Here is a 21,789-nt window from a genome sequence, read left to right as displayed (position 1 = left end):
CCACTGTTCGTGGACAAGGTCCGCGACGTCGTCGGGCTCTACCTCGACCCACCCGAACGGGCTCTGGTGCTGTGCGTGGATGAGAAGAGCCAGATACAAGCGTTGGACCGCTCCGCACCGGTCCTACCAATGCTGCCCGGCGTACCGGCCAGGCAGAGCTTCGACTACGTCCGCCACGGCACCACCAGCCTGTTCGCCGCACTGGAACTGACCACCGGCACCGTCATCAGTTCACTGAAGCGTCAGCATCGACACCAGGAGTTCCTGGCCTTTCTCCGCACGATCGACCGGCAGACACCCACGGATCTGGACATCCACCTGATCCTGGACAACTACGCCACCCACAAGACCCCCGCCGTACGCGACTGGCTCCTCGCCCATCCACGATTCCATCTGCACTTCACTCCGACCGGCGCAAGCTGGCTCAACCTCGTGGAACGCTTCTTCGCCGAGATCACCGTCAAACTCATCCGCCGCGGTGTTCACCGCTCGGTCACCGCACTGGAAGCCGACATCCGGGCGTGGATCGACAACTGGAACACCAACCCACGCCCGTACGTCTGGACCCGCACCGCCGACGAAATCCTTGAGTCCCTCGCCGCCTACTGCCGACGAATTAACGACTCAGGACACTAGCTTCCGCGACGCCCGGCGGTGTTCGCCGCCGGGCCGTGCGGGTCAGGAGTCGGTCGTGCCGATCCGGTCGAGCATCTCGTACGCGATCTCCAGCGCCAGCTCGCGCCGCTCCTCGTTGGTGATCTCGGGATCGCGAATCGCGAACCAGCTGCTGTGTACGGCGAAGAGGGCGAGGGTGGCGCGCAGGCGTGCACCCGGCGAGTCCTCCGGTGCGGCGAGCACGGTGGCGAGTTGGAGCATCCGTTCGCGCATCATCTGCCCGGCGGGCAGGCTCTTGAGCACGGTCTGGTTCTGGTCGAAGAACCGCATCACCGAGTGCCCGGCGCTGCCGAAGAACTCGTCGGCGTAGCGGGCGAGCAGTGCGCGGCGGCGGGCGGGGAGATCCCCGGTTGGTTCATGACGGTGTGTGACCAGGGCGTCGAGCCGGTCGAGGCGATCCTCCACGAAGCTCTGGACGATGTCGTCCTTGCTTTTGAAGTGGTAGTAGAGCGCCGCCTTTGTCACGCCCAGCCGCTCGGCGATCTCGCGGAGCGAGGTCTTCTCGTAGCCCTGCTCGGTGAAGAGTTCGAGCGCGACGGTCTGGATGCGGGTCCTGGTGTTGCCTGTGTTCTCGGACACCCGACCCCCCAACTATCGAATTCGGCTTGACTGCTTCCGCGCGCCAGCTTACCGTACGGCTAGTAAGGGCCCTAGCCGGTCGGCAAGTAAGTAGGTTGCAGCTCAGGGGGAGCTTACCGATGACCCAGACCGAGCAGGCGGTGGTACGACCGAACATCCGGGTCGTGCTGGCCGGCCTCATGATCGCGATGATGCTCGCGATGCTCGACAACATGATCGTCAGCACCGCACTACCCCGGATCGTGGGTGAGTTCGGTGGACTGAACCACTTCACCTGGGTCGTCACGGCCTACGTGTTGGGCACCACCGTGTCGACGCCGATCTGGGGAAAGCTCGGCGACCTGTACGGACGCAAGACCGTCTTCATCACCTCGATCGTGATCTTCCTGATCGGCTCCGCGCTCTGCGGCATGGCCGGCTCGCCGATGTTCGGCGGCACCAAGGACGGCATGATCCAGTTGATCGTGTTCCGGGCCGTACAGGGCCTCGGCGCCGGCGGCCTGATGGTGGGCGTGATGGCCATCATCGGTGACCTGGTGCCGCCCCGGGAGCGTGGGCGCTACCAGGGCATGATGGCCGGGATCATGGCCATCGCCATGGTCGCCGGGCCGTTGGTCGGCGGCTTCATCACCGACAACCTCTCCTGGCGCTGGGCGTTCTACGTCAACCTGCCGCTGGGCGGCATCGCGCTGCTCGTACTGATCACTCGGATGCACCTGCCGAAGTACCGTACCGAGCACCGGATCGACTGGCTCGGCGCGGCGCTGCTCTCGATCGGCATCACCGCGATCGTGCTGATCACCACGTGGGGCGGCAACGAGTACGCCTGGGGCTCGGCACAGATCCTCGGTCTGACCGTGCTGGCCGTACTGAGCCTGGTCGCCTTCGGTCTGGTGGAGCGGCGGGTGGCCGAGCCGATCCTGCCGCTGAACCTCTTCGCCAACCGCAACTTCGCGGTCATCTCGGTGGTCGGGTTCCTGCTCGGCTTCGCCATGTTCGGCGCGATGAACTTCCTGCCGCTGTTCCAGCAGACCGTGCAGGGCGCCTCGGCGACCAACAGCGGTCTGCTGCTGCTGCCGCTGATGTTCGGCATGCTGGTCGTCTCGATCATCGCTGGTCGGGCGATCACCAAGACCGGTAAGTACCGGATCTTCCCGATCATCGGCGGTGTCGCGATGACCGCCGGCATGGCACTGCTGATGATGATCGACGTACACACCAGCAAGACCGTGCTCTCGCTCTACATGGTCGTCCTCGGCGTCGGCATGGGCTTCCTGATGCAGACCTCGATGCTGATCGCCCAGAACAGCGTGGAACAGAAGGACCTCGGCGCGGCGAGCGGCGCGGCCACCTTCTTCCGGTCGATCGGTGGTTCGTTCGGCATCTCGCTCTTCGGCGCGATCTTCGCCGACCGGCTGCACGACAGCCTCTCCAGCAAGCTCGGCACCCAGGCCGCCGACCAGCTCAGCGGTGGTGGTGGCGGCGGGATCGACCCGGCCAAGCTCGGCGAACTGCCGGCGAACGTACGCGAGGCGGTGCTCGGCGGCCTCGCCGACTCGATCTCCGGTGTCTTCGGCTGGGCGGTCTTCTTCGCCGCCGCCGTCGCGGTGCTCGCCTGGTTCATCAAGGAGATCCCGCTGCGCGGCACGAACGACCCGACGGGTGAGACCCCGGAGGAACAGGCCGAGACCGCTCTGGCCAACGCTCCGGTGCACTGAGCCCTTTCGGTACCACGCCCGCCGGTCCCGCGCCTGTCACCCACAGGCCGGGCCGGCGGGTTCTCCGTAGGCGCAGGCGAGCCGCGGCGGAGTCGCGATCGGCGGCGGGGCCCGAGGCGGCGCAGGTGCGATCAGCGGCGCAGGTGCCGCCAGAGCCGGCTCAGCCAGCCCCCGGGACGGGGAGCCGGAACCTCCGCGGCGACGATCTCGCGCGCGGTGGCGACGGTGTCCGGGTCGACCGCCGGAGTGGCAAGCACGAGCTGGGCCAACGAGCGGGCGATCGAGACCGGGCGCTGACGGGCCACCGCCACGCTGTCGGCGAGTCTCTCGGCGGCGATCGCGGCGACGTCGGCCCGGACCGCCGGGTCGACCCAGGCCGCGGTGACGAGCGCGCAGAGCGCCGCCTCGGTCACCCAGTCCTCGACTCCCCAGACCAGGTCCACCAGGACCCGACGCCGGGTGGAGTCGGCCCACGGTTCGTCGGTGCGGTGGTGGAGCAGTCCGAGGCAGGCCCAGACCTGCACACACCGCACCCAGAGCGTCGGGTCGTGCTCGGCGAGCGTCCGACCCAGCGGGGTGGCCGGCGGCTCGGGCGGGTGCACCAGCAGACCCAGGAGGTCGTCGACCTCCAGCGTGGCCAGGCCGACGGCGGCGTCGTACGCGGCCGGGGGATTGGGCCAGGCAGGGTGGGCGAGTTGGCGGATCCGGTCGACCGCGGTCGTGGAGGGAGCCGGCACCGCCGGTACCGCGATCGTGCCCTGGTAACTCCAGAGTCGCCGGGCCGACGACCGGCGCGGTTCCCGGATGTCCGGTGCCGCGACCTCGGCCACCTCGACGGCGAGCCCGGGTACGGCCGCCGCCACCGCCCGCATCGCGCTCGGCGGTTCCAGTCCGCTCAGTCGTAGCTGCCCACCGCTGACCGGCCCGTCGTCGGCCAGCACCTGCCGCAGCACGTTGGTGACCGCCTCGCCGGCCGCCGGGATCTGCCCCAGCCAGGGCCGGCCCTGGCAGCACTCGGTGAGGTCGCTGTGCTCGTGCGTGTCGTCCGGGTGGTCACGGCGGAAGTCGGCGAGCGCGACCAGGTGGTCCAGTCGGCCGTCGCGCTGGTAGCGCAGCCGGTGGCCGGTGTGCACCGCGCAGTCGAACGAGGCGTCCCGGGCCAGGGCCCGGTCGATCCAGCCCAGTGCCTCGTTCAGCCGGCCGTGGTCGGCGAGGGTGCCGGCGATGTCCGCGTACACGGAGAGGTCGTCGGGGTCGTGCTCGACGGCCCGGTTCAGCGCGGCGAGCGCCTCGGCGGTGCGGCCGGCGCTGCGGTAGGCGTAACCGAGCCAGACCTCGGCCAGCTTCGACGGCCTGATCCGCGCCCCGGCGTCGGCCCAGCGGACCGCCTGTTCGACCTCGCCGACGCGGCGGGCGAGCGCGGACGCGGCGCCGAGCAGGTGGCCGTCGTCCGGGTACGTGGTGAGCGCGTGCCGAGCCAGCGTCAGGTACGGCAGCAGCGGCCCGCGTTCCTCGGCGTCGACCGGGTCGGCGACAGCGGCGCAGATCTGCATCAGCAGCCGGGAGATCTGTTCCGGATCGAGTTGTCCGGGCAACTCGGGGGTGGTGACCCAGGGGACGCCGGCCCAGTCCGCGCCCGGTGCGTGGGCGGTGGCGGCGACGAGCAGGTCCAGCCCTTCGTCCGGGTGGCCACTGGCCGCGAGCAGGTGGGCGCGGGCCACCACGGCGCCGATGAACGGGTGGTGGTCGAGGGGGAAGAGGTCCAGTGCGCCATCGGCGCGGGCGGCGAGCCGGGCCAGCACCTCGTGCACCTCGGGCATGGTCGGCGCGTACGCGATCGCGCCGGCGAGGTGGCCGGCCGCGTGCCGTAGGTCGCCTTCGTCGAGGGCCAGTCGGGCCAGTGCCAACTCGCCCTCGGCCGACAGCCGCGGGTCGTCCATTCCCTCGGACACCGTGTCGACCTCTCGTCGTGCGTTCGTTCCCCCTTGGGTTGGGCAGCCTAGAGCATGATCGGGATCGGCGGTGATTGTCTGCTCGAATCTGTTCGGTTTATTGCTCGAAAAGCTTCGATAGTGCAAGACTGAGCATGAAACGCGCGGCTATCGCGCATGACTGGGAGGTCTTCGTGGCACATCCGGGAGCCGGCATGGCGGCCGACATCAACGAGCAGCCGGCGGGCTTCGCCCGGCTACTCGAACCCGCGAACGCCGAGGCGATCGCCCGGATCGCCGCCGTGATCGCCGAGCGCCGCCCCCGGCACGTCGTCTTCACCGCGCGCGGAACCTCCGACCACGCGGCGCTCTACGCCGCGTACCTCACCGAGATCCGGCTCGGCCTTCCCGCCGGGCTCGCCTCGCCGAGCGCGGTCACCGTCTTCGGGGCCCGGCCCGACCTCTCCAGCGCGCTGGTCATCGCAGTCAGCCAGAGCGGCGGCTCCTCCGACCTGGCCGAGGTGCTCCGCCAGGCCCGCGCCTCCGGCGCGCTGACCCTGGCCGTGACGAACGCCCCGGACTCACCACTGACCGGGGTGGCCGAACTCGCGGTCGACATCTCCGCCGGGCACGAACGGGCGGTGGCGGCCACCAAGACGTACACCGCGGAACTCTTCGCCCTGCTGATGCTGATCGAAGGGGTGCGCGCCGGCAACGGCGTCCTCCCCGAGGAGGAGCGGGCCGCCCTCGCCGCCCTGCCGGAACTCGCCGAACGTACGCTCGCCGACCCGACCGCGCGCCAACTCGCCACCCGCTACCGGTTCGCCGCCCGGGTGGTCACCACCGGCCGGGGCTACGCCTACCCGACCGCCCGGGAGGCGGCGCTGAAGCTGATGGAGACCTCGTACCTGCCGTCGCTCGCCTTCTCCGGCGCAGATCTGCTGCACGGGCCGCTTGCCATGACCGACCCCGACGTCCCGGTGCTCGCCGTCGTCGGCGCGGGTCCGGGCGGTGCGGCGATGCGGGACGTCCTGGCCCGGGTCGGCGAACGCGGTGCGGACGTGGTCGCGGTGGGACCGTCGGACGTACCCGGTGCCACCGCCCGGCTCGCTGTGCCCCAGGTCGACGAGCGGTACGCCCCACTGCTGGACATCCTGCCGTTGCAGCAGCTCGCGCTCGCCCTCGCGTTGGCCCGGGGCGAGGATCCGGACGCGCCGCGCGGTCTGCACAAGGTGACTTCCACGCTCTGACCACGGCCGTGCCGCCGACGGAGCGGGGTGGACGTGGCACGCTTGCCTGATGTCCACGCTGCGCGACCTCGCCGAGGAACACACCCGGCTCCGTCCGGCCGACATCGACCATCTGCACCGGGTCGCCGGTGACTGGCAGCTCCTCTCCGACCTCTCCTTCGCCGACCTGCTGCTCTGGGTCCCGGTGGAGGGCGACGACAGCGTGTTCCTCTGCGTGGCGCAGGTACGCCCGACGACCGCCCCCACCGCGTACCAGGACGACCAGGTGGGGCGGATCGTCGGCGGGCCGGAGGTGGCGCACCTGACGATCGCGTACACCCAGGGCCGGATCTGGCGGGAGGGTGACCCGGTCTGGTACGGCGACACCCCGGCCCGGCACGAGGCGATCCCGGTGCGGCTGCGGGCCGCCGACGGCGAGTCGGGCGAGGTGATCGCCGTGGTGGGGCGGGACACCAACCTCTCCACCGCGCGCACGCCGAGCCAGCTCGAACTGAACTACCTGACCACCGCCGACGACCTTGCCCAGATGCTCTCCGACGGAACCTTCCCGCCGCCCCGGCACCCGGGCGAGACGACCTCGGCACCCCGGGTCGGGGACGGACTGGTCCGGCTCGACGCCAGTGGCAAGGTCACCTACGCCAGTCCGAACGCCCAGTCGGCGTACCGGCGGCTGGGGTTCGCCTCGCACCTGGTCGGCGAGGACCTGGCCGCGCTCAACACCCGGCTGGCGGCCGACCCGCTCGACGGCACCGAGGCGGGCAACCGGGTGCTGGCGGCACTGCGCGGCGAGGCGCCGGCCCGCCGGGAGATCGAGGCCCGCGGGGCGACCGTACTGACCCGGGCGTTGCCGCTGATGCCCGCCGGGGTGCCGATCGGCGCGCTGGTCCTGGTCCGCGACATGACCGAGGTACGCCGTCGGGACCGTGCCCTGATCACCAAGGACGCCACCATCCGGGAGATCCACCACCGGGTGAAGAACAACCTCCAGACGGTTGCCGCCCTGCTGCGGCTCCAGGCTCGCCGGGTGGACATCCCGGCCGCGAAGGCGGCGCTGGAGGAGTCGGTACGGCGGGTCGCCTCGATCGCCCTCGTGCACGAGACCCTCGCCATGTCCAGCGACGAGGCGGTGGAGTTCGACGGGATCGTCGACCGGGTCGCCTCCGCCGCGACCGAGGTGGCCGCGACCGAGGTGGCGGTACGGATGCGGCGCGAGGGGACGTTCGGCGTACTGCCGGCGGAGATCGCCACCTCGCTCGTGATGGTTCTCAACGAACTCCTGCTCAACGCGGTCGAGCACGGCTTCCCGCCGCCCGGTGAGGAGCCTGCGGAGAAGGCCGACGAGGAGAGTGCGGCCGAGGTGGTGGTGTCGGCGCACCGGTTCCGTAAGCAGTTGCATGTGACCGTCGCCGACAACGGCCAGGGTCTGCCGGCCGAGTTCGACGCGGCGAGCGGTGGCCGGCTCGGCCTCCAGATCGTCCGGGCGCTCGCCACCGGTGAACTCGCCGGCACCATCGAGCTGCGTAACCGGGCCGAGGGCGGCACCGAAGCCATCCTCGTAGTCCCCCTCCACAAACGTTAACCCCACCCCCTCCGCCCGCGATCCTGGGTAGACCGCTGCGTCCGGAGATCAACAGGCGCGGATTCGCCCCGGATCGGTGGGGAGGGAGAGGGGTCAGCGGGTGAGGAGGGTTACGGTGAGGCCGGGGACGGTCCAGGTTTGCTCAACCCGGAAGTTGTCCCGCAGTGCGGTCGCCTTGGTGCGCGTGACCCCGGTGAGCGGGTCGGTCCGGTGTTCTCCCCGGGCCAGCAGCCACACCCGGTCGACACCGGCCAGGCACTGGGCCGGCAGCGGGCACTCGGTGGCCTCCAGGGTTGCCGCGGCGACCGGCCCCTTGACCAGCAGCACGTCCCGGGGACGCCGGTCGGGCAGGTAGTACGCGACGGCAGTGTCGAGAAAACCGGGCATGTCCCGGGGCGAGTAGACGATCCCGTCGCCCGGTCGCTGGCCGGCACCGATGATCCGGGTGGCGGCCGGGTAGTCGATCGGCGCCGAGCGTGGGGTCTCGTGGGTACGCCGGAGACTGGCCTGGGCCGGTGTGCCGAGCAGCCCGGCGAGTGCCACGACCGGCAGGGCCTGGCGCAGCCGGAGTGGGGCGAGCGTACCGGCGGCGAGCAGGCAGCCGAACGGCACCGTGAAGAGCAGGTAGCGAGGCACCCAGAGCGGGGTGAGCAGGCCGCCGACGTACAGCAGGGCGGCCGGGAGCAGGACGCACGCGCCGAGCGCGACGCCCCGCCGTCCCCGGGTGAGCAGGCCGACGGCGGCCAGCCCGACCAGCAGGCCGCCGACTGCGCCGCTCTGCAGCAGGTCTCCGGGGAGGTCGGGCAGGTCGGTCAGGGTCGGTGGCCGTACCCAGGCGAGTTGGCGGGCCTGCTGGTCGCGGCCGAGCCAGGCCAGTGGCGCCAGAACCAGGATCGCCGGTGCGAGGGCGAGCGGCCAGCGCGCGTACCGGCGGTCGGTCTGCCGGTGCCAGGCGAGGCCGACCGCTACCGCGTGCCCGAGGACCAGGCTCGTCGCGAGCAGGTGGGACAGGCCCAATCCGACCAGTGCGGCGGCGTAGCCGGCCCAGTGCCACCAGCCGGGTCGGTCCAGTGCCCGGAACAGCAGCAGGGTGGCGAGCACCGCGAAGAGCGTGGCGAGGGCGTACGGTCGGGCTTCCTGGCCGTACCGGGACGTGCTCGGCAGGACCGCGAAGAGCAGCCCGGCGACCAGCCCGACCCGTCCGTCGAAGAGCCGTCCGCCGAGTACGGCGATCAGCGCCGCGGCACCGGCGAGGCTGAGTGCGGCCGGCAGCCGTAGGGACGGCACGGAGTCGCCGAAGAGTTCGATCCAGCCGTGGATCAGCAGGTAGTACGCGACCGCGACGCCGTCGATGTTGGCGGCGAGTCGGAGCAGGTCGCCGGTGGGGCGGGAGGCCGCGCTCCAGGTGGCGAGTTCGTCGCGCCAGAGCGGGGCCCGGTCGATCTGGATCAGGGTGATCGCCAGGGTGAGCAGGGCGGGCCAGAGCCAGCGGGTCCGGTCCAGCCAGCGGGGGAGGTCGGGTTGGCAGCCGCCGGCCGCCACTCGCGGCCCTGCCCCGGGTCGATCAGGCCCTGCCCCGGGTCGATCAGGCGTTGTCCCGGGTCGATCAGGCCCTGTCCGGTGGTGACCGTCCACTGTCCCCGCCCTACGACGTCACGAGACAAAAGTTCGGTTTGTGTGATTAGCCCGAATATTGGGCATATTAACGTGAATCCGGCCACAGCGCGGTCCGGGATCCGGGATGGGCGGTGCGACCGGTAGTCCGGGGACCTCGGAGTGTGGCAGCATGGCGACTATGACCGCCGTCCGAGGCCGCGTCGTGACGCTGGGGCTGACCAGCCGCCGTCACGTCGACTACGGCCGCGTGCGTAGCGCGATCTGTCCGGCTTACTGACGCCCCCTGGACCACTTCTGTCTCGGGTGCGCTCTGCGCCGGCTCTGCTGACACCGTTGTCTCAGCCCCGCTGACCGGGGTGCCGTCGCTTCCGCGTACGCCGAGCAACTCGTCTCAGCAGACAACGGAGGACGCCGCGATGGCGGTCAGCAGTACCTCGGCGCTACCCGAAACCGCCGACACCCCGATTGCCGCAGCCGCCGCGACCCGGCCGGCACGCGCACCACGCCGGCCCCGTGGCGAGGGCCAGTGGGCGCTCGGGCACCGCGAACCGCTCAACCCGAACGAGCGGACGAAGAAGGACGACAACCCGCTCAACGTACGGGCCCGGATCGAGAACATCTACGCGCACCGGGGCTTCGCCTCGATCGACCCCGCCGACCTGCGCGGCCGGTTCCGGTGGTGGGGGCTCTACACCCAACGCAAGGCCGGGATCGACGGCGGCCGTACCGCCGTCCTCGAACCGCACGAACTTGAGGACGAGCACTTCATGCTCCGGGTCCGGATCGACGGCGGACAGCTCAGCCTGGAGCAGCTACGCACCATCGCCGACATCTCCACCCGGTACGCCCGCGACACCGCCGACATCACCGACCGACAGAACATCCAACTGCACTGGATCCGGGTCGAGGACGTGCCGGAGATCTGGCGCCGACTTGAGGCGGTCGGCCTGGAGACCACCGAGGCATGTGGCGACTGCCCCCGGATCGTGCTCGGCAGCCCGGTCGCCGGGGTTGCCGAGACCGAGCGGATCGACCCGACCCCGGCGATTGACGAGATCGTCGCCCGCTACGTCGGCGACCCGGCCTACTCGAACCTGCCCCGCAAGTTCAAGTCGTCGATCTCCTGGCTGGCGGACACCCCGTACGAGGTCAACGACATCGCGTTCCTCGGCGTCGACCACCCGGAGCACGGGCCCGGCTTCGACCTCTGGGTGGGTGGCGGGCTGAGCACCAACCCGATGCTGGCCCAGCGCCTCGGCGTCTGGGTGCCGCTGGCCGAGGTTCCGGACGTCTGGGAGGGCGTGGTCTCGATCTTCCGGGACTACGGCTACCGGCGGCTGCGGCACCGTGCCCGGCTGAAGTTCCTGGTCGCCGACTGGGGTGTGGAGAAGTTCCGCGAGGTGCTGGAGAAGGAGTACCTCGGCCGCACGCTGCTCGACGGTCCGGCACCCGACCTGCCGGAGAAGCCGATCGACCACATCGGCGTACAGCCGCAGCGCGACGGGCGTTTCTACGTCGGCGCCGCCCCGGTGGTCGGGCGGGTCTCCGGCACCCAGCTCACCGCCCTGGCCGACGTCGCCGCCGCGCACGGGAGCGACCGGGTACGGCTCACCCCGTACCAGAAGTTGCTCGTTCTCGACATCGCGGAGGAACGGACCGAATCGCTCGTCACGGCCCTGCGCGGGATCGGCCTGGAGGCCCGCCCGTCGGTGTGGCGGCGCAACACCATGGCCTGCACCGGCATCGAGTTCTGCAAGCTCGCCATCGTCGAGACCAAGGCCCGGGGCGAGGCACTGGTCGCCCGGCTGGAGGAGCGGCTCGCCGGTGAGGATCTCAAGGACGCCGACCTCTCCATCCACATCAACGGCTGCCCGAACGCCTGCGCCCGCACCCAGATCGCCGACATCGGACTCAAGGGCCAACTGGTGGTCGGACCGGACGGCAACCAGGTCGAGGGCTTCCAGGTCCACCTCGGCGGCGGTCTCGGCATGGCCCAGGGGCAGACCGCCGGGTTCGGCCGCAAGCTGCGCGGCCTCAAGACCACGGCGGAGGAACTTCCGGAGTACGTCGAACGAGTGGCCCGCCGTTACCTGGCCGGGCGCCGGGAGGGCGAGGCGTTCGCCCAGTGGGTGCTCCGGGCCGACGAGGAGGAGCTGAGATGAGCGAGACCCGCGCGGCACCGATGTACTGCCCCTACTGCGGCGAGGAGGACCTTCGGCCCCACGAGGAGTCGCACGGCGCCTGGGAGTGCCATGCCTGCGCGCGGGTGTTCACGGTCAAGTTCAGCGGACTCCTGGGACGGGCGGTCGCGCGATGAACATGCTCTCGGCAACCAACCTCGGGCTGGTCACCCTCGGCCCCGCGACGACACCCGTGCCCGCAGCCCCAGACGGGGCGGCCCGTCGACCCGCAGCCGAGCTGAAGGCACTGGCCGAGGAGGCCGGCCGGGCACTGGAGGGTGCACCGGCGGACGAGATCGCCCGCTGGGCGGTGGACACCTTCGGCGACCGGTTCTGCGTGACCAGCTCGATGGCGGACGCGGTCCTGGCCCACCTGGTCTCCCGGGTCGCCCCCGGTGTCGACGTGGTCTTCCTCGACACCGGGCTGCACTTCCCGGAGACGCTGCGGGTCCGCGACACGGTCGCCCGTACGCTGCCGGTCACCGTCAGGTCGATCCGGCCCCGGCTGACCGTCGGCCAGCAGGACGGCGAGTACGGTCCGCGCCTGTTCGCCAAGGCCCCGGACGAGTGCTGTGCGCTGCGGAAGGTCGAGCCGTTGGAGCGGGCCCTCGGCGACTACGACGCCTGGGCCGCCGGGCTGCGTCGCGACGAGTCCCCGACCCGGGCCAACACCCCGGTGGTGACCTTCGACGCCCGGCGCGGCAAGGTCAAGGTCAACCCGATCGCGGCCTGGAGCCAGGCCGACGTGGACGCGTACATCTCCCGCTGGAACGTGCCGGTCAACGAGCTGTTCCGGTCTGGCTACACCTCGGTCGGCTGCTGGCCGTGCACCCGCCGGACCAAGGCCGGCGAGGACCCGCGCGCCGGCCGCTGGGCGATGTTCGACAAGACCGAGTGCGGCCTGCACGCATGAGTACCGGACCGGGTCCGGTCGTCCTGGTCGCCCACGGCAGTCGGGATCCGCGCGCGGCGGTGGCGACCCGGGCGCTGGTCCGGGCGGTCGGGGCGGCCCGCCCCGGCCTGCTGGTCCGGGCCAGCTACCTCGACCACAGCACGCCCCGGCCCGGGGCGGTGCTGCACGAGTTGGCGGCGGCCGGTCACCGGCGGGCCACCGTGGTGCCGCTGCTGTTCACCGCCGCCTACCACGGCCGGGTCGACGTTCCCGGGGCGATTGCCACCGCGCGTGCCGAGGGCCTTCAGACGGCCGTACGCGTGACCGACGTGCTGGGCCCGGTTGCCGTACCCGATCCGCCGGACGAGCTGCTGTTGGCCGCGCTGGGCCGTCGGCTGGCCGAGTCGGGTGCGGGGGCGGCGGACGGTGTCGTGCTGGCCTCGGCCGGGACCCGGGACGAGAGCGCCCGTCGTGCCGTCGAGGCGGTCGCCGGTGCGTTGGGGGAACTCCTCGGTGTGCCGTGCCTGGCGGCGTACGCCTCCGCCGCGCAGCCGACCGCGGGGGCGGCGGTGCGGCGCCTCAGGGCGGGCGGCGCCCGCAGGGTGGCGGTGGCGGGTTACTTCCTCGCCCCCGGCCGGCTCTACGACGCCGCGGTCTCCTCCGCCCGTGACGCCGGGGCGGTCACGGTGGCGGCTCCACTCACGGATGCGCCCGAACTTGCCAGGCTCGTCCTGTACCGCGCCGAGTCGGCAATCCTCACCCACTCCGACCATTGTTGATCGTGCAGTGCCGTCGTTTCCGGAAGGCGGGGAATCGCGATCACTTGACCGTCGACAAAGCGCGTACGCGTCGCCGGGATGTAACAGAACGCGCCGGGGGAGTAACTCCCCCGGCGCGTTCAGCGTTTGTGGTTGGTCAGGCGGTGTGAGCGCGCAGGACCCGCAGTCCGCCGCGACGCTTGACAGCGCGTCGCTCTTCTTCGCTCATTCCGCCCCAGACGCCCGCGTCCTGACCGGATTCGAGTGCCCACTGCAGGCAATCGTCGGTCACGGAGCAGCGCCGGCAGACGGCCTTGGCCTGCTCGACCTGCAGGAGAGCCGGACCAGACGTCCCGATCGGGAAGAACAGCTCCGGGTCTTCGTCGCGGCAGGCAGCATGGTGACGCCAGTCCATGGCGGCAACACTCCTCAATCTGGATGGGTGGCAGTGGATTGCGTGGATCTTTTCCTATATGCATCCGCGGTGCCGACTCCGACGGTGTACACCCATCGTTTCGACAAGCACGTGCGCAGGCTGTTGTGCGCTTGGGAGCGCCGCGTGAACAACTCGCTTAACGAGCGGTTCGAGGCAACGTCCCGGTAACTCAAGTTCGCTTGTGAATACTTTCACGAACTCCCGCGATGTCAAGGGGACTGCTCAGAAAAACTCTGAGCGGGTGAGCAAGCCCACAACCCTTTTGTCCGAATTCCGGCGCTTGCCGGTACCCGGCGTACCACAGCCAAGGATCAATATAGTACAGTCCACGCGACAATGCTGGCATTTCCGACATCCGTCCCTCGTCCGGCATGTTCCTCAGGGGGCCATGGAGGAGGCTGTACCCCAGCGCTAGCAGATTACTCTTAGTGCGGCGCTTACGGAGGAGAATCGAACTTTTTCTCGTTCACCGAGATAGTCCCCGTCAAGCTGAAACGCCTGCGGGCGCCCCGCTACCAGCGTAAACTCCTCAAGATCGTGCAGTCGAAGAATTTGCCGGCCGTGCGGCTGACTTTTCCGGGACAGCAACTGCGTCACCGTACGTGTGGTGCTGGGCACGCGCAGCCGGCGGATCGCCATCACGTCCAGCCCGAGATCGAAGGACGCCTCGGGGTTCGGGTTCACTTCCCGGTCGCCGATGTAGGTCCACGGGGCGGTGTTCTGGATGACCACCGTCGCCAGTTCCGTCGCCGCGACCTCGTCCGGCAACTCCAGCGCGATGTCCGGATGCCGGCGCTCGGTGCCGAGGGCGTACTGCGCGATCATCGCCCGGAGGTAGAGCGAGGGCGTGGAGACCCGGCCCCGCCGCCGCGCCTGCTCCACCCGGTGCACCACCGCCGCGTCCAACCCGAAGCCGGCGCAGAACGTGAAATAGCGGTCGTCGGCACGGCCGAGCCCGACCGACCGGAACCGCCCCAGCCGCACCCCGTCGAGGATCACGCTCGTCGCCTCCGGCCACTCCCGGGGCAGGCCCAGCGCGCGGGCGAAGACGTTCGTCGAACCGCCCGGAACCACGGCCAGCGCGGGCAGCCGTTCGGCCGACGGCTGCGCCAGGTCGACGGTCGACGGCTCGGCGGTCATCAGACCGTTGACCACCTCGTTGACCGTTCCATCGCCACCCAGCGTGACGACCAGGTCCATGCCGTGTCGAACGGCCTCCCTGGCGAGGGTCACCGCGTGGTCGCGCCGCCGCGTGTACTCGACGGTGAGATCGACCTCGCTGCGCAGGGCCCGGACGAGCACGTCCCGGCTGCGCTGGCTGGTGGCGGTGGCCTTCGGGTTGACCACCAAAAGGGCCCGCATGGGCGGCACTGTACCGCGAGAAGACGCGGGTATCGTTTCGCGCGTGACCACCGACTCACCCGTGACCAGCGATTCTGCCCTGGTGCCCGGACCACTGCGCGGGGCCGTGTGGCTGCTGCGCGGTGAGGCTGCCGCGCTCGGTCTGCTCGCCGCATACCTGATCTACGCGGACCTGACCAGCACCGCGAGCGATCTTGTGAATGCGCTGTTCGTGACCGCGTTCACGGCCGGGGGCGCACTCGTGCTCTGGCTGCTCGGCGCCGCGCTGGGTCGACTCCGGTCCGGCGCCCGCGCACCCGCCATCGTGCTCCAGTTGATGTTGCTCCCGGTCGGTTACTACATGATCCAGGGCGGGCTGGCCTGGCTCGGGATTCCGCTGATGGCGCTCGGCGTGTTGGTCGTCGGCCTGCTCGTCTGCACTCCCACGAACCGGGCCCTCGGCGTCGGCTGAAGCGGGGCTTCGAGCCCGGCTCAGAACTCGGCGGCGCGGCGGGTGAGCAGCGTGATCGTCGCCTGCTTGCCGTCGGCGGTCGCCTTGGCGGACGTGGTCAGCGCGGTCAGCACCTTCCACGCGAACGACGACTCCGCCGGCAGCCGGGCGCCCGAGGCAGTCGGCACGGTCACCTCGACGGTGAGCGCATCGTCGGTGACCGAGAACCGGCACTCCAACTCGGCGTCCCGGCTGGCGATCGCGAGCAGCATCGCGCACGCCTCGTCGACCGCGATCCGCAGATCCTCGATCTCGTCCAGGGCGAAGTGCAACCGGGCGGCGAGACCAGCGGTCGCGGTACGCAGCACGCCCAGATATCCACCGTCGGCGGGCACCGTGAGCATCACGATGTCGTCGTCGACCGTCGGCTGGGTGGTAGATCCAGTCACCGGTGCCATCTCCCTCGGCTTCGTGCGCCCCGTGTGACGCCGGTCCCCTGGACGGGACCCGCTCCGGCGCCGACGGGCACCCTCACCGTACCGGGCGTGGCGGTGCCCCGCCCCGGCCGCCGCCCCGTACCGCACGCCGGACCCCGTCACCTGATTGCGGACGCACGTCCGTTCGGTCGAAACCGCGAACTGCCGATCTCCATCGCCCTGCCCTGCTACGTCGTGGTCGTGGTTCGCGACGCCCTACGCGCGCGTGCCTGTCTGGAAGGTCCTCATCTCCGGCGCTGGTCGTACCGGTGCCCCGTCCGGCCGGCAGACGGTGGGGGAGCGGGTCGTCGACGATCTCCTCGGCGACCTACCGGCGGTCGGGCGGCTGACGGTCGCGCCTCGCTAGAGTTGCGCGGTGCGTAACCGGTCGACAGGCGTCCTCGACGTCACGTGGATCCCTCGATCCCCCCTCCTGTCAGGTCTTCGAGTATTGACACGCGGATGGGGGCGGGGACGATGACCGTCACTGTCCGCTACGGCGAGTGGGTCTCGCCGGTGACAGCGGTGATGGCCACCGAGGGGATGAGTGCCGGCCAGATCGCCGCCCCGGCGTACGTCGACACGGTCGGCGCCGAGGTGTGGTGGACCGAGCCCCGTCCGGCCGAGGAGGGGCGGATGGCCCTGGTACGGCGACGAGCGGACGGCACCACGGAGACGGTGCTGCCCACGCCGTGGAACGTACGGAGCCGGGTGATCGAGTACGGCGGCCGGCCCTGGGCAGCCCACACCGGTGCCGCAGGCGTGCTGCTGGTCTTCGTGAACTTCGCCGACCAGCGGCTGTACGCGTACGACGCCGATGTCGCCGGGGCGAGCCCGCGCCCGTTGACCCCGGTCTCCACCGTCGGGGGCGGACTGCGCTGGGCCGAGCCCGAGATCGACGTCGCCCGTGGTGAGGTCCGGTCCGTGCTGGAGGAGTTCACCGGTGAGGGGCCGTCGGACGTACGCCGGGTCATCGCCGCCGTCCCGCTCGACGGGGCGGCGCAGCGGGACCGGTCGGCGGTCCGGGAACTCTGCGACGACGGGCACCGGTTCGTCGGCGGTCCCCGGTTCTCGCCCGACGGCACCCGTGCCGTGTGGCTCGCCTGGGACCACCCGTACATGCCCTGGGACGCGGCGGTGCTGCGGATCGCCGAGGTCGACGTCCAGGGCCGGCTGCACCGGGTACGCACGTTGACCGGCGGGCCCGGCGACCCGATCGCGCAGGCCGAGTGGGCGGCGGACGGCAGCCTGCTGATGGCCGCCGAGCGGACCGGGTGGTGGAACCTGTACCGGGTCGACCCGGAGACAGGGCAGGCGGTGGCGCTGCACCCGGCCGAACAGGAGTTCGCCGGTGCCCAACGGCTCGGCCTGCGCTGGTTCGCCCCGCTGCCGGACGGTCGGGTTGCCGTGCTGCGTGGTCTGGGGGCGCAGCGGCTCGCCCTGCTCGATCCGGTCACCGGTGTGGTGACCGAGGTACCGGGAGAGCGCTCGGAGTGGCTGCCACAGCTGGCGGTCTCCGGTGACCGGGTGGTCGGCGTCGCCGGCGGGCCCGCGCACGCGTACGAGATCGTCGAATACGACCTCTCCACCGGCGGTCTGCGGGTTCTCCGCGCTGGTCAGCACGCTCCGGTGAATCGCGGCTACCTGCCGGAACCGCTGGCCCGGGTCTTCACCGGTCCGGACGGTGAACGGATCCACGCGTTGCTCTACCCGCCGCGAAACGCCGACTACGCCCATGACGGCGATGATGGCGATGACGGCGGTTTCGGGGCGGGCGAGGGCGGCCCGCCGCCGTACGTGATGTGGGTGCACGGCGGACCGACGATGCGCGCCCCCGTCGCGCTGAACCTGGAAATCGCCTACTTCACCTCCCGGGGCATCGGGGTGGTCCAGGTCGACCATGGCGGCTCGACCGGGTACGGACGGGCCTACCGCGAGCGGTTGCGTGACCAGTGGGGCGTGGTCGACGTGGGTGACTGCGCGATCGTCGCCCGCGCGATCGTCGACGAAGGACTGGCAGCACCGGGCCGGGTGGCGATCCGGGGCATCAGCGCGGGTGGCTTCACCGCCGCCGCCTCGCTGGTCTCGACCGACGCGTACGCCTGCGCGACACTGCTCTGCCCGATCCTCGACCTGTACGGCCTGGCGTCGGGGCAGACCCACGACTTCGAGTCGCACTACCTGGAGTCGCTGGTCGGACCGCTGGCCACGGTGGCGCAGCGTTACCGGGACCGTTCGCCGGCCGCCCACCCGGAGCGGATCGACGTTCCGTTCCTGCTGCTCCAGGGCTTGGACGACCCGATCTGCTCGCCGGAGCAGAGCGAGCGGTTCCTGAGCGGGATGAGTGGACAGCCGGTTCCCCGCGCCCACCTCACCTTCGCCGGAGAGGGGCACGGGTTCCGCCGCCAGGACACCATGGTCGCCTGCCTGGAGGCCGAACTCTCCCTCTACGGACAGGTATTCGGCTTCACACCGCCCGGCGTACCAGTGCTGGACCTGCGCTCCTGACCGTCGTCGCACCCTCCCACCCGATCCGCCTCCGCGAGCCGATGCGATCAAGGAACGCTTGGCCCGGTACCGCCGTCCAAGGTGATCACGACCGCGTTCTCCGTCGTCTCGGATCACGCGGTCAAGGCCGCCCGGCGTCGTCCGGGACGCAGGACCGGTTCGTAGAGTCTTCCGGGTTGATCCCGAGGAGGGAGGCGGACGTGTACGACGACAGTCGGCTGCTGGAGCCGGGGGAGGAGCGGGCGTACCGGCTGCTGCTGCGGCTCTCCGCAGCCAGTCCGGCCGACCTGGCTGGTCTCGCCGCGCTACCCGAAGCCGAGGCCGCGAAACTGCTGGAAGTGTTACGGGACAAGGGGCTCGCGGTGACCCGACCCGGCCCGGACCGGGTCTTCGAACCGCTGCCACCGGACGTGGCCCTCGGTAACACCCTGCTCCGTCGGCAGGAGTCGCTGGAGACGGCACGGCAGGCGGTGGCCGCCCTGACCGAGGAGTACCGGGCCAGCGCCCGCCGGCACAACGCCGACCACCTGGTGGAGGTGGTCGTCGGTGCCGGCGCACTGCGCGACCGGCTGCGCGACCTGCAGAACTCGGCCCGTGAGGAAATCCTCTGGTTCTGCCGGGCCAACCCGTTGGCCATGTCCGGGCCGGAGAACGCCGAGGAGTCCGGCGCCCTGACCCGGGGCGTGCGGTACCGGGCGATCTACGAACGAGGGCTGCTGGAGATGCCCGGCGAGCTGGAGAGCATCGCGGAAAGCGTACGCAGCGGCGAGGAGGCCCGTACGTTGCCGGCGCTGCCGGTCCGACTCGCCATCGCCGACCGCTCCACCGCGGTCTGTCCACTGGTGCCGGACGACCACCAGGGCATCGGGGAGCCGACCGCCGCCCTGATCCGGCGCAGTGAACTGCTGGACGCGCTCCTCGCGCTCTTCGAGAGCCACTGGGACCGGGCGACCCCGATCCGTCTCGACGGTGACTCGGGCACCCCCGCCCCGATCAGCTCGTACGGGGACGTGGGCGACGACGTACTGGCCGAGAGCGAACGGTTCCTGCTCTCGCTCTTCGTGGCCGGCTTCCCGGACAAGTCGATCGCCTCGCAACTCGGCGTCAGCCGACGTACGGTGCAGCGCCGGCTGGAGCGGTTGATGCTCCTCGCCGGCGTGGACACCCGTACCGGCCTGGCCTTCCAGGCGGCCCGTCGGGCCTGGCTCTGACCGGAGGTCGCGCGGGACCGGGCGGGACGACGGGACCTGTCGCCCCGCCCGGTGGCACTCAGCGCAGGCCGTACGCCCGGATCACGGTCTGGGTGACCGCGTTGCCGGACTCGTCGGTGGCCCGCACCCGGAGCGAGACGCTGCCCCTGCCGGCGGGGATGCTGGCCCGGAAGTCGGGGCCCTTCCCGGAGACCGTGACCTTCTTCCAGGTCTTGCCCTCGTTGAAGGAGACCTCGGCGGTCAGGGCGGTGCCCTCGGGCGCCCCCAGACCGTTCTGGTTACGCACGCTCAGGCGGAGCGTGTGCTCCCGGTTGACCGTCTCACCGGTCAGGTCGACCGGTGCGTCGTAGTCGACCTGGAGCAGCGGCAACGGCCGGGCCTTGTCGCCCGGTCGTTGTCCGGAGCGGAAGTCCCACACTGTCTCGGTACGGGTGCCCCAGTTCCACTCCGCGTCGGCGCGCTCGGTGTTCAGTACCAGCCGGTACCACGCCTGGGCGGCGCTGGTGGTGACGTCCTGACGGGCATTGGGCAGTTCGGCCAGGAGCTTGCCGTCCCGCCACAGCTTCGCGTCGACCTGGGTGGCCTCGCCGATGGTGTAGTGCCCGTCGGCGTCGACGAACTCGGGCACCCGCAGCGCGAGCGTGTTCCCCGTCCGGGTCGAGACCAGTTCCGGTACGCCCTTGGGCGACGCCGGCCGCACCACCGCCGAAAGCCAGCTTTCCTCGCGCCTACCGGCACGGTAGCTGGTGGGCGGCTCGGTCATCCCCGTCGCCAACGGCCCGAAGTCGTTCCACGGCCAGTCGTGCGCCACCCGGTGCTGCCAGAGTGAGTCCCCACTGGTCACCCACTCCTCGCGCACCTTCGGGGTCTCGACGAAGCGGAAGTGGTCGTTCCATGAATACGTCTGCCAGGGGCGCCATCCGAACCGCTGCTCCTTCTCCCAGGGGATTCCGCCGTTGTCGGCGTAACTGGAGGTGATCCGTGCCGAGTTCTCCGGGGTCACCCGGTAGACGACCTGGTCCGGGATCCGGCCGGTCTCGACGTGCTGTACGTCGTACAGGTAGGGGCTGGAGGTGGTGAGGGTCAGGTCGATCGTGGCCTGACCCTTGGACGCGCGGGCGACGAGTTTCGCTCCCGCGTCCGCCGCCACGGCGAGCATCGGAATCGCCTCCCGGTCGCCGGTCGGCCGCCACACCGTCCACGCCGACCAGTCCGCTGGGCGGACCATCAGGGTCACCGCGGCTCCGGCCGCCGCCGCCGAGGCGGTCACCTCGCTCTCGGTCGGCGCGTCCTCCCCGTTCGGTTCGTTCGGCGAGTCGATCAGGACGGCGGCACCCTTCACCTTCGCCTTCTTCAGCTCCGCCGGGGTGCCCCGGCCCGCGTAGACCAGCGGATAGGTGCGCTTTCCGTCGTACGCCGGGGACTGCCCGGTCAGGTTGATGTCGAGCGGGCCACTCACCCCGGGCACCCGGGTCTGGACCATCGGCGCCACCAGTTGCCAGCGGGACGAGAACTCGAACGCGCCAGCCGACAGCTTCTTCGTCGGCGTGACGTTGACCTGCTTGACCGTGCTGTAGTGCATGCTTCCGAAGCTCAGCGTCCGGCCGGTGCCGGTCACCCGGTGCGTGTAGTAGCTCAGCACCGCCTGCTGCTCGCTCGGCTTCGGTGTCTCGATCCGGATCGGGGTTCCCGTGCGGGCGTCGAGCAGCACCTCGATGTCCCGGTCGACCCGCAACTCCGGGTTCGTGATCAGGGTCGCCTGCTCGTCCAGTGGGCCGCCGTCGCTGATCAAGCTGTTGAGCAGGTACGAACCCGCCTCGACCCGGGTGGTCCAGGTGGTGCCCTCGAAGAGGAAGCCGAGACTGTCGGAGCGGCTGCTGTCGCCCTGGAGCAGGATGACGGGCACCGCCACCGGCTTGCCCGTCCGGTCCACCGCGCGGAACCTGACGCTGTGCCGTGGGCCCTCCAGGGTGATGGCCAGGGCGGTGGTGGTGAGGACGCCGTCCGGTCCGGTCGCGGTGATCCAGCCGCCGTACTGGCCGGCGGCCAGCTTGGCCAGGTCGGCGGTGACCGGCACGTTCACCGATCCGCCGGCGGGTACGGTCACCGTGTTGGTGCCGATCGTGATGGCCGTGGTCTCCGGGGCGCCGGTGGCGAGGTTCGACACCTCCGTGGCGAGGGTGAGGG

At 70.9% G+C, this 21,789-nt stretch carries 18 protein-coding genes and 1 pseudogene; 12 read left to right on the top strand and 7 right to left on the bottom strand.

Going from position 1 to position 21,789, the window contains the following annotated elements; all coding sequences use genetic code 11:
* Nucleotides 1–636, top strand: a 636-nt coding sequence (locus tag ACIBF5_RS32160; RefSeq protein WP_396816654.1) for an IS630 family transposase, incomplete at its 5' end; no start/stop codon positions are given.
* A 42-nt stretch (nt 637–678) separates the two neighbouring features.
* On the opposite strand, the gene ACIBF5_RS32155 is transcribed toward ACIBF5_RS32160, so the two are convergent.
* Nucleotides 679–1,254, bottom strand: a complete 576-nt coding sequence (locus ACIBF5_RS32155; RefSeq protein WP_396816653.1) for a TetR/AcrR family transcriptional regulator — start codon at nt 1,252–1,254, stop codon at nt 679–681.
* A 119-nt stretch (nt 1,255–1,373) separates the two neighbouring features.
* Between ACIBF5_RS32155 and ACIBF5_RS32150 the strand changes: the two genes are divergently transcribed.
* Entirely contained in the window at nt 1,374–2,972 is a 1,599-nt protein-coding gene (locus tag ACIBF5_RS32150) for an MDR family MFS transporter (protein ID WP_396816652.1), read from the top strand.
* A 131-nt stretch (nt 2,973–3,103) separates the two neighbouring features.
* Here the strand turns inward: ACIBF5_RS32150 and ACIBF5_RS32145 are convergent, their stop codons facing one another.
* Nucleotides 3,104–4,912, bottom strand: coding sequence for a tetratricopeptide repeat protein (locus ACIBF5_RS32145; protein ID WP_396816651.1), 1,809 nt, complete (start codon nt 4,910–4,912; stop codon nt 3,104–3,106).
* A gap of 206 nt (nt 4,913–5,118) precedes the next feature.
* Between ACIBF5_RS32145 and ACIBF5_RS32140 the strand changes: the two genes are divergently transcribed.
* Entirely contained in the window at nt 5,119–6,153 is a 1,035-nt protein-coding gene (locus ACIBF5_RS32140) for an SIS domain-containing protein (protein WP_396816656.1), read from the top strand.
* A gap of 49 nt (nt 6,154–6,202) precedes the next feature.
* Nucleotides 6,203–7,732 (top strand): histidine kinase N-terminal domain-containing protein, encoded by a 1,530-nt coding sequence (locus ACIBF5_RS32135; protein ID WP_396816650.1) that lies wholly within the window; start codon nt 6,203–6,205, stop codon nt 7,730–7,732.
* Nucleotides 7,733–7,825: 93 nt separating this feature from the next.
* Here ACIBF5_RS32135 and ACIBF5_RS32130 read toward each other — a convergent pair whose 3' ends face one another.
* The gene (locus ACIBF5_RS32130) at nt 7,826–9,274 is read right to left on the bottom strand and encodes a glycosyltransferase family 39 protein (protein WP_396816649.1); all 1,449 of its coding nucleotides are present in this window, start codon (nt 9,272–9,274) and stop codon (nt 7,826–7,828) included.
* Between the two features lie 491 nt (nt 9,275–9,765).
* Between ACIBF5_RS32130 and ACIBF5_RS32125 the strand changes: the two genes are divergently transcribed.
* From ACIBF5_RS32125 to ACIBF5_RS32110, 4 genes are read left to right on the top strand one after another with little or no spacing between them, the layout of a single operon-like run.
* Nucleotides 9,766–11,511, top strand: coding sequence for a nitrite/sulfite reductase (locus tag ACIBF5_RS32125; protein WP_396816648.1), 1,746 nt, complete (start codon nt 9,766–9,768; stop codon nt 11,509–11,511).
* Nucleotides 11,508–11,666 (top strand): hypothetical protein, encoded by a 159-nt coding sequence (locus ACIBF5_RS32120; protein ID WP_170208559.1) that lies wholly within the window; start codon nt 11,508–11,510, stop codon nt 11,664–11,666. Before ACIBF5_RS32125 ends, ACIBF5_RS32120 begins: the two co-directional genes overlap by 4 nt.
* Nucleotides 11,663–12,442: a phosphoadenylyl-sulfate reductase gene (locus ACIBF5_RS32115; RefSeq protein ID WP_396816647.1), complete on the top strand. Its 780-nt coding sequence runs from the start codon at nt 11,663–11,665 to the stop codon at nt 12,440–12,442. Before ACIBF5_RS32120 ends, ACIBF5_RS32115 begins: the two co-directional genes overlap by 4 nt.
* Nucleotides 12,424–13,200 carry a sirohydrochlorin chelatase gene (locus ACIBF5_RS32110; protein WP_396816646.1) on the top strand — a complete coding sequence of 259 codons (777 nt, stop codon included), beginning with the start codon at nt 12,424–12,426 and terminating at the stop codon, nt 13,198–13,200. The genes ACIBF5_RS32115 and ACIBF5_RS32110 overlap by 19 nt, the downstream gene beginning before the upstream one ends.
* Before the next feature lie 136 nt (nt 13,201–13,336).
* Here the strand turns inward: ACIBF5_RS32110 and ACIBF5_RS32105 are convergent, their stop codons facing one another.
* Nucleotides 13,337–13,594, bottom strand: a complete 258-nt coding sequence (locus tag ACIBF5_RS32105) for a WhiB family transcriptional regulator (RefSeq protein WP_121156870.1) — start codon at nt 13,592–13,594, stop codon at nt 13,337–13,339.
* Nucleotides 13,595–14,026: 432 nt separating this feature from the next.
* Complete coding sequence (locus tag ACIBF5_RS32100; RefSeq protein ID WP_396816645.1) at nt 14,027–14,977, bottom strand: diacylglycerol/lipid kinase family protein; 951 nt, start codon at nt 14,975–14,977, stop codon at nt 14,027–14,029.
* Nucleotides 14,978–15,038: 61 nt separating this feature from the next.
* On the opposite strand from ACIBF5_RS32100, the gene ACIBF5_RS32095 reads away from it, so the two are divergent.
* Nucleotides 15,039–15,428 carry a hypothetical protein gene (locus ACIBF5_RS32095; RefSeq protein ID WP_396816655.1) on the top strand — a complete coding sequence of 130 codons (390 nt, stop codon included), beginning with the start codon at nt 15,039–15,041 and terminating at the stop codon, nt 15,426–15,428.
* Nucleotides 15,429–15,448: 20 nt separating this feature from the next.
* Here the strand turns inward: ACIBF5_RS32095 and ACIBF5_RS32090 are convergent, their stop codons facing one another.
* A complete protein-coding gene (locus tag ACIBF5_RS32090) occupies nt 15,449–15,856 on the bottom strand; it encodes an ATP-binding protein (protein WP_396816644.1) in 408 nt (135 codons plus the stop codon).
* Nucleotides 15,857–16,109: 253 nt separating this feature from the next.
* Between ACIBF5_RS32090 and ACIBF5_RS32085 the strand changes: the two genes are divergently transcribed.
* The 3 genes from ACIBF5_RS32085 to ACIBF5_RS32075 all read left to right on the top strand — a co-directional run bounded on the left by ACIBF5_RS32085 (nt 16,110) and on the right by ACIBF5_RS32075 (nt 19,602).
* A complete protein-coding gene (locus tag ACIBF5_RS32085) occupies nt 16,110–16,250 on the top strand; it encodes a hypothetical protein (RefSeq protein WP_396816643.1) in 141 nt (46 codons plus the stop codon).
* A 110-nt stretch (nt 16,251–16,360) separates the two neighbouring features.
* Nucleotides 16,361–18,391, top strand: coding sequence for a prolyl oligopeptidase family serine peptidase (locus tag ACIBF5_RS32080; RefSeq protein WP_396816642.1), 2,031 nt, complete (start codon nt 16,361–16,363; stop codon nt 18,389–18,391).
* 200 nt (nt 18,392–18,591) lie between these two features.
* Nucleotides 18,592–19,602, top strand: a complete 1,011-nt coding sequence (locus tag ACIBF5_RS32075) for a helix-turn-helix domain-containing protein (protein ID WP_396816641.1) — start codon at nt 18,592–18,594, stop codon at nt 19,600–19,602.
* A 58-nt stretch (nt 19,603–19,660) separates the two neighbouring features.
* Here ACIBF5_RS32075 and ACIBF5_RS32070 read toward each other — a convergent pair.
* Nucleotides 19,661–21,789, bottom strand: a pseudogene (locus ACIBF5_RS32070) (peptidase S8); the annotation flags it as partial.

This window comes from Micromonospora sp. NPDC050417 (assembly GCF_044458865.1).
In the GTDB taxonomy this organism is placed as follows: domain Bacteria; phylum Actinomycetota; class Actinomycetes; order Mycobacteriales; family Micromonosporaceae; genus Micromonospora_G.
Note: the sequence above shows the minus strand (reverse complement) of the source record. Positions and strands in the feature narration are given on the sequence as shown.

Excerpts from the sequence above, each read along its gene's own strand:
- ACIBF5_RS32105 (WP_121156870.1), bottom strand. The coding sequence starts at position 13,594 with ATGGACTGGCGTCACCATGCTGCCTGCCGCGACGAAGACCCGGAGCTG.
- ACIBF5_RS32115 (WP_396816647.1), top strand. The coding sequence starts at position 11,663 with ATGAACATGCTCTCGGCAACCAACCTCGGGCTGGTCACCCTCGGCCCC.
- ACIBF5_RS32125 (WP_396816648.1), top strand. The coding sequence starts at position 9,766 with ATGGCGGTCAGCAGTACCTCGGCGCTACCCGAAACCGCCGACACCCCG.
- ACIBF5_RS32135 (WP_396816650.1), top strand. The coding sequence starts at position 6,203 with ATGTCCACGCTGCGCGACCTCGCCGAGGAACACACCCGGCTCCGTCCG.
- ACIBF5_RS32100 (WP_396816645.1), bottom strand. The coding sequence starts at position 14,977 with ATGCGGGCCCTTTTGGTGGTCAACCCGAAGGCCACCGCCACCAGCCAG.
- ACIBF5_RS32150 (WP_396816652.1), top strand. The coding sequence starts at position 1,374 with ATGACCCAGACCGAGCAGGCGGTGGTACGACCGAACATCCGGGTCGTG.
- ACIBF5_RS32140 (WP_396816656.1), top strand. The coding sequence starts at position 5,119 with ATGGCGGCCGACATCAACGAGCAGCCGGCGGGCTTCGCCCGGCTACTC.
- ACIBF5_RS32145 (WP_396816651.1), bottom strand. The coding sequence starts at position 4,912 with ATGGACGACCCGCGGCTGTCGGCCGAGGGCGAGTTGGCACTGGCCCGA.
- ACIBF5_RS32120 (WP_170208559.1), top strand. The coding sequence starts at position 11,508 with ATGAGCGAGACCCGCGCGGCACCGATGTACTGCCCCTACTGCGGCGAG.
- ACIBF5_RS32080 (WP_396816642.1), top strand. The coding sequence starts at position 16,361 with ATGACCGTCACTGTCCGCTACGGCGAGTGGGTCTCGCCGGTGACAGCG.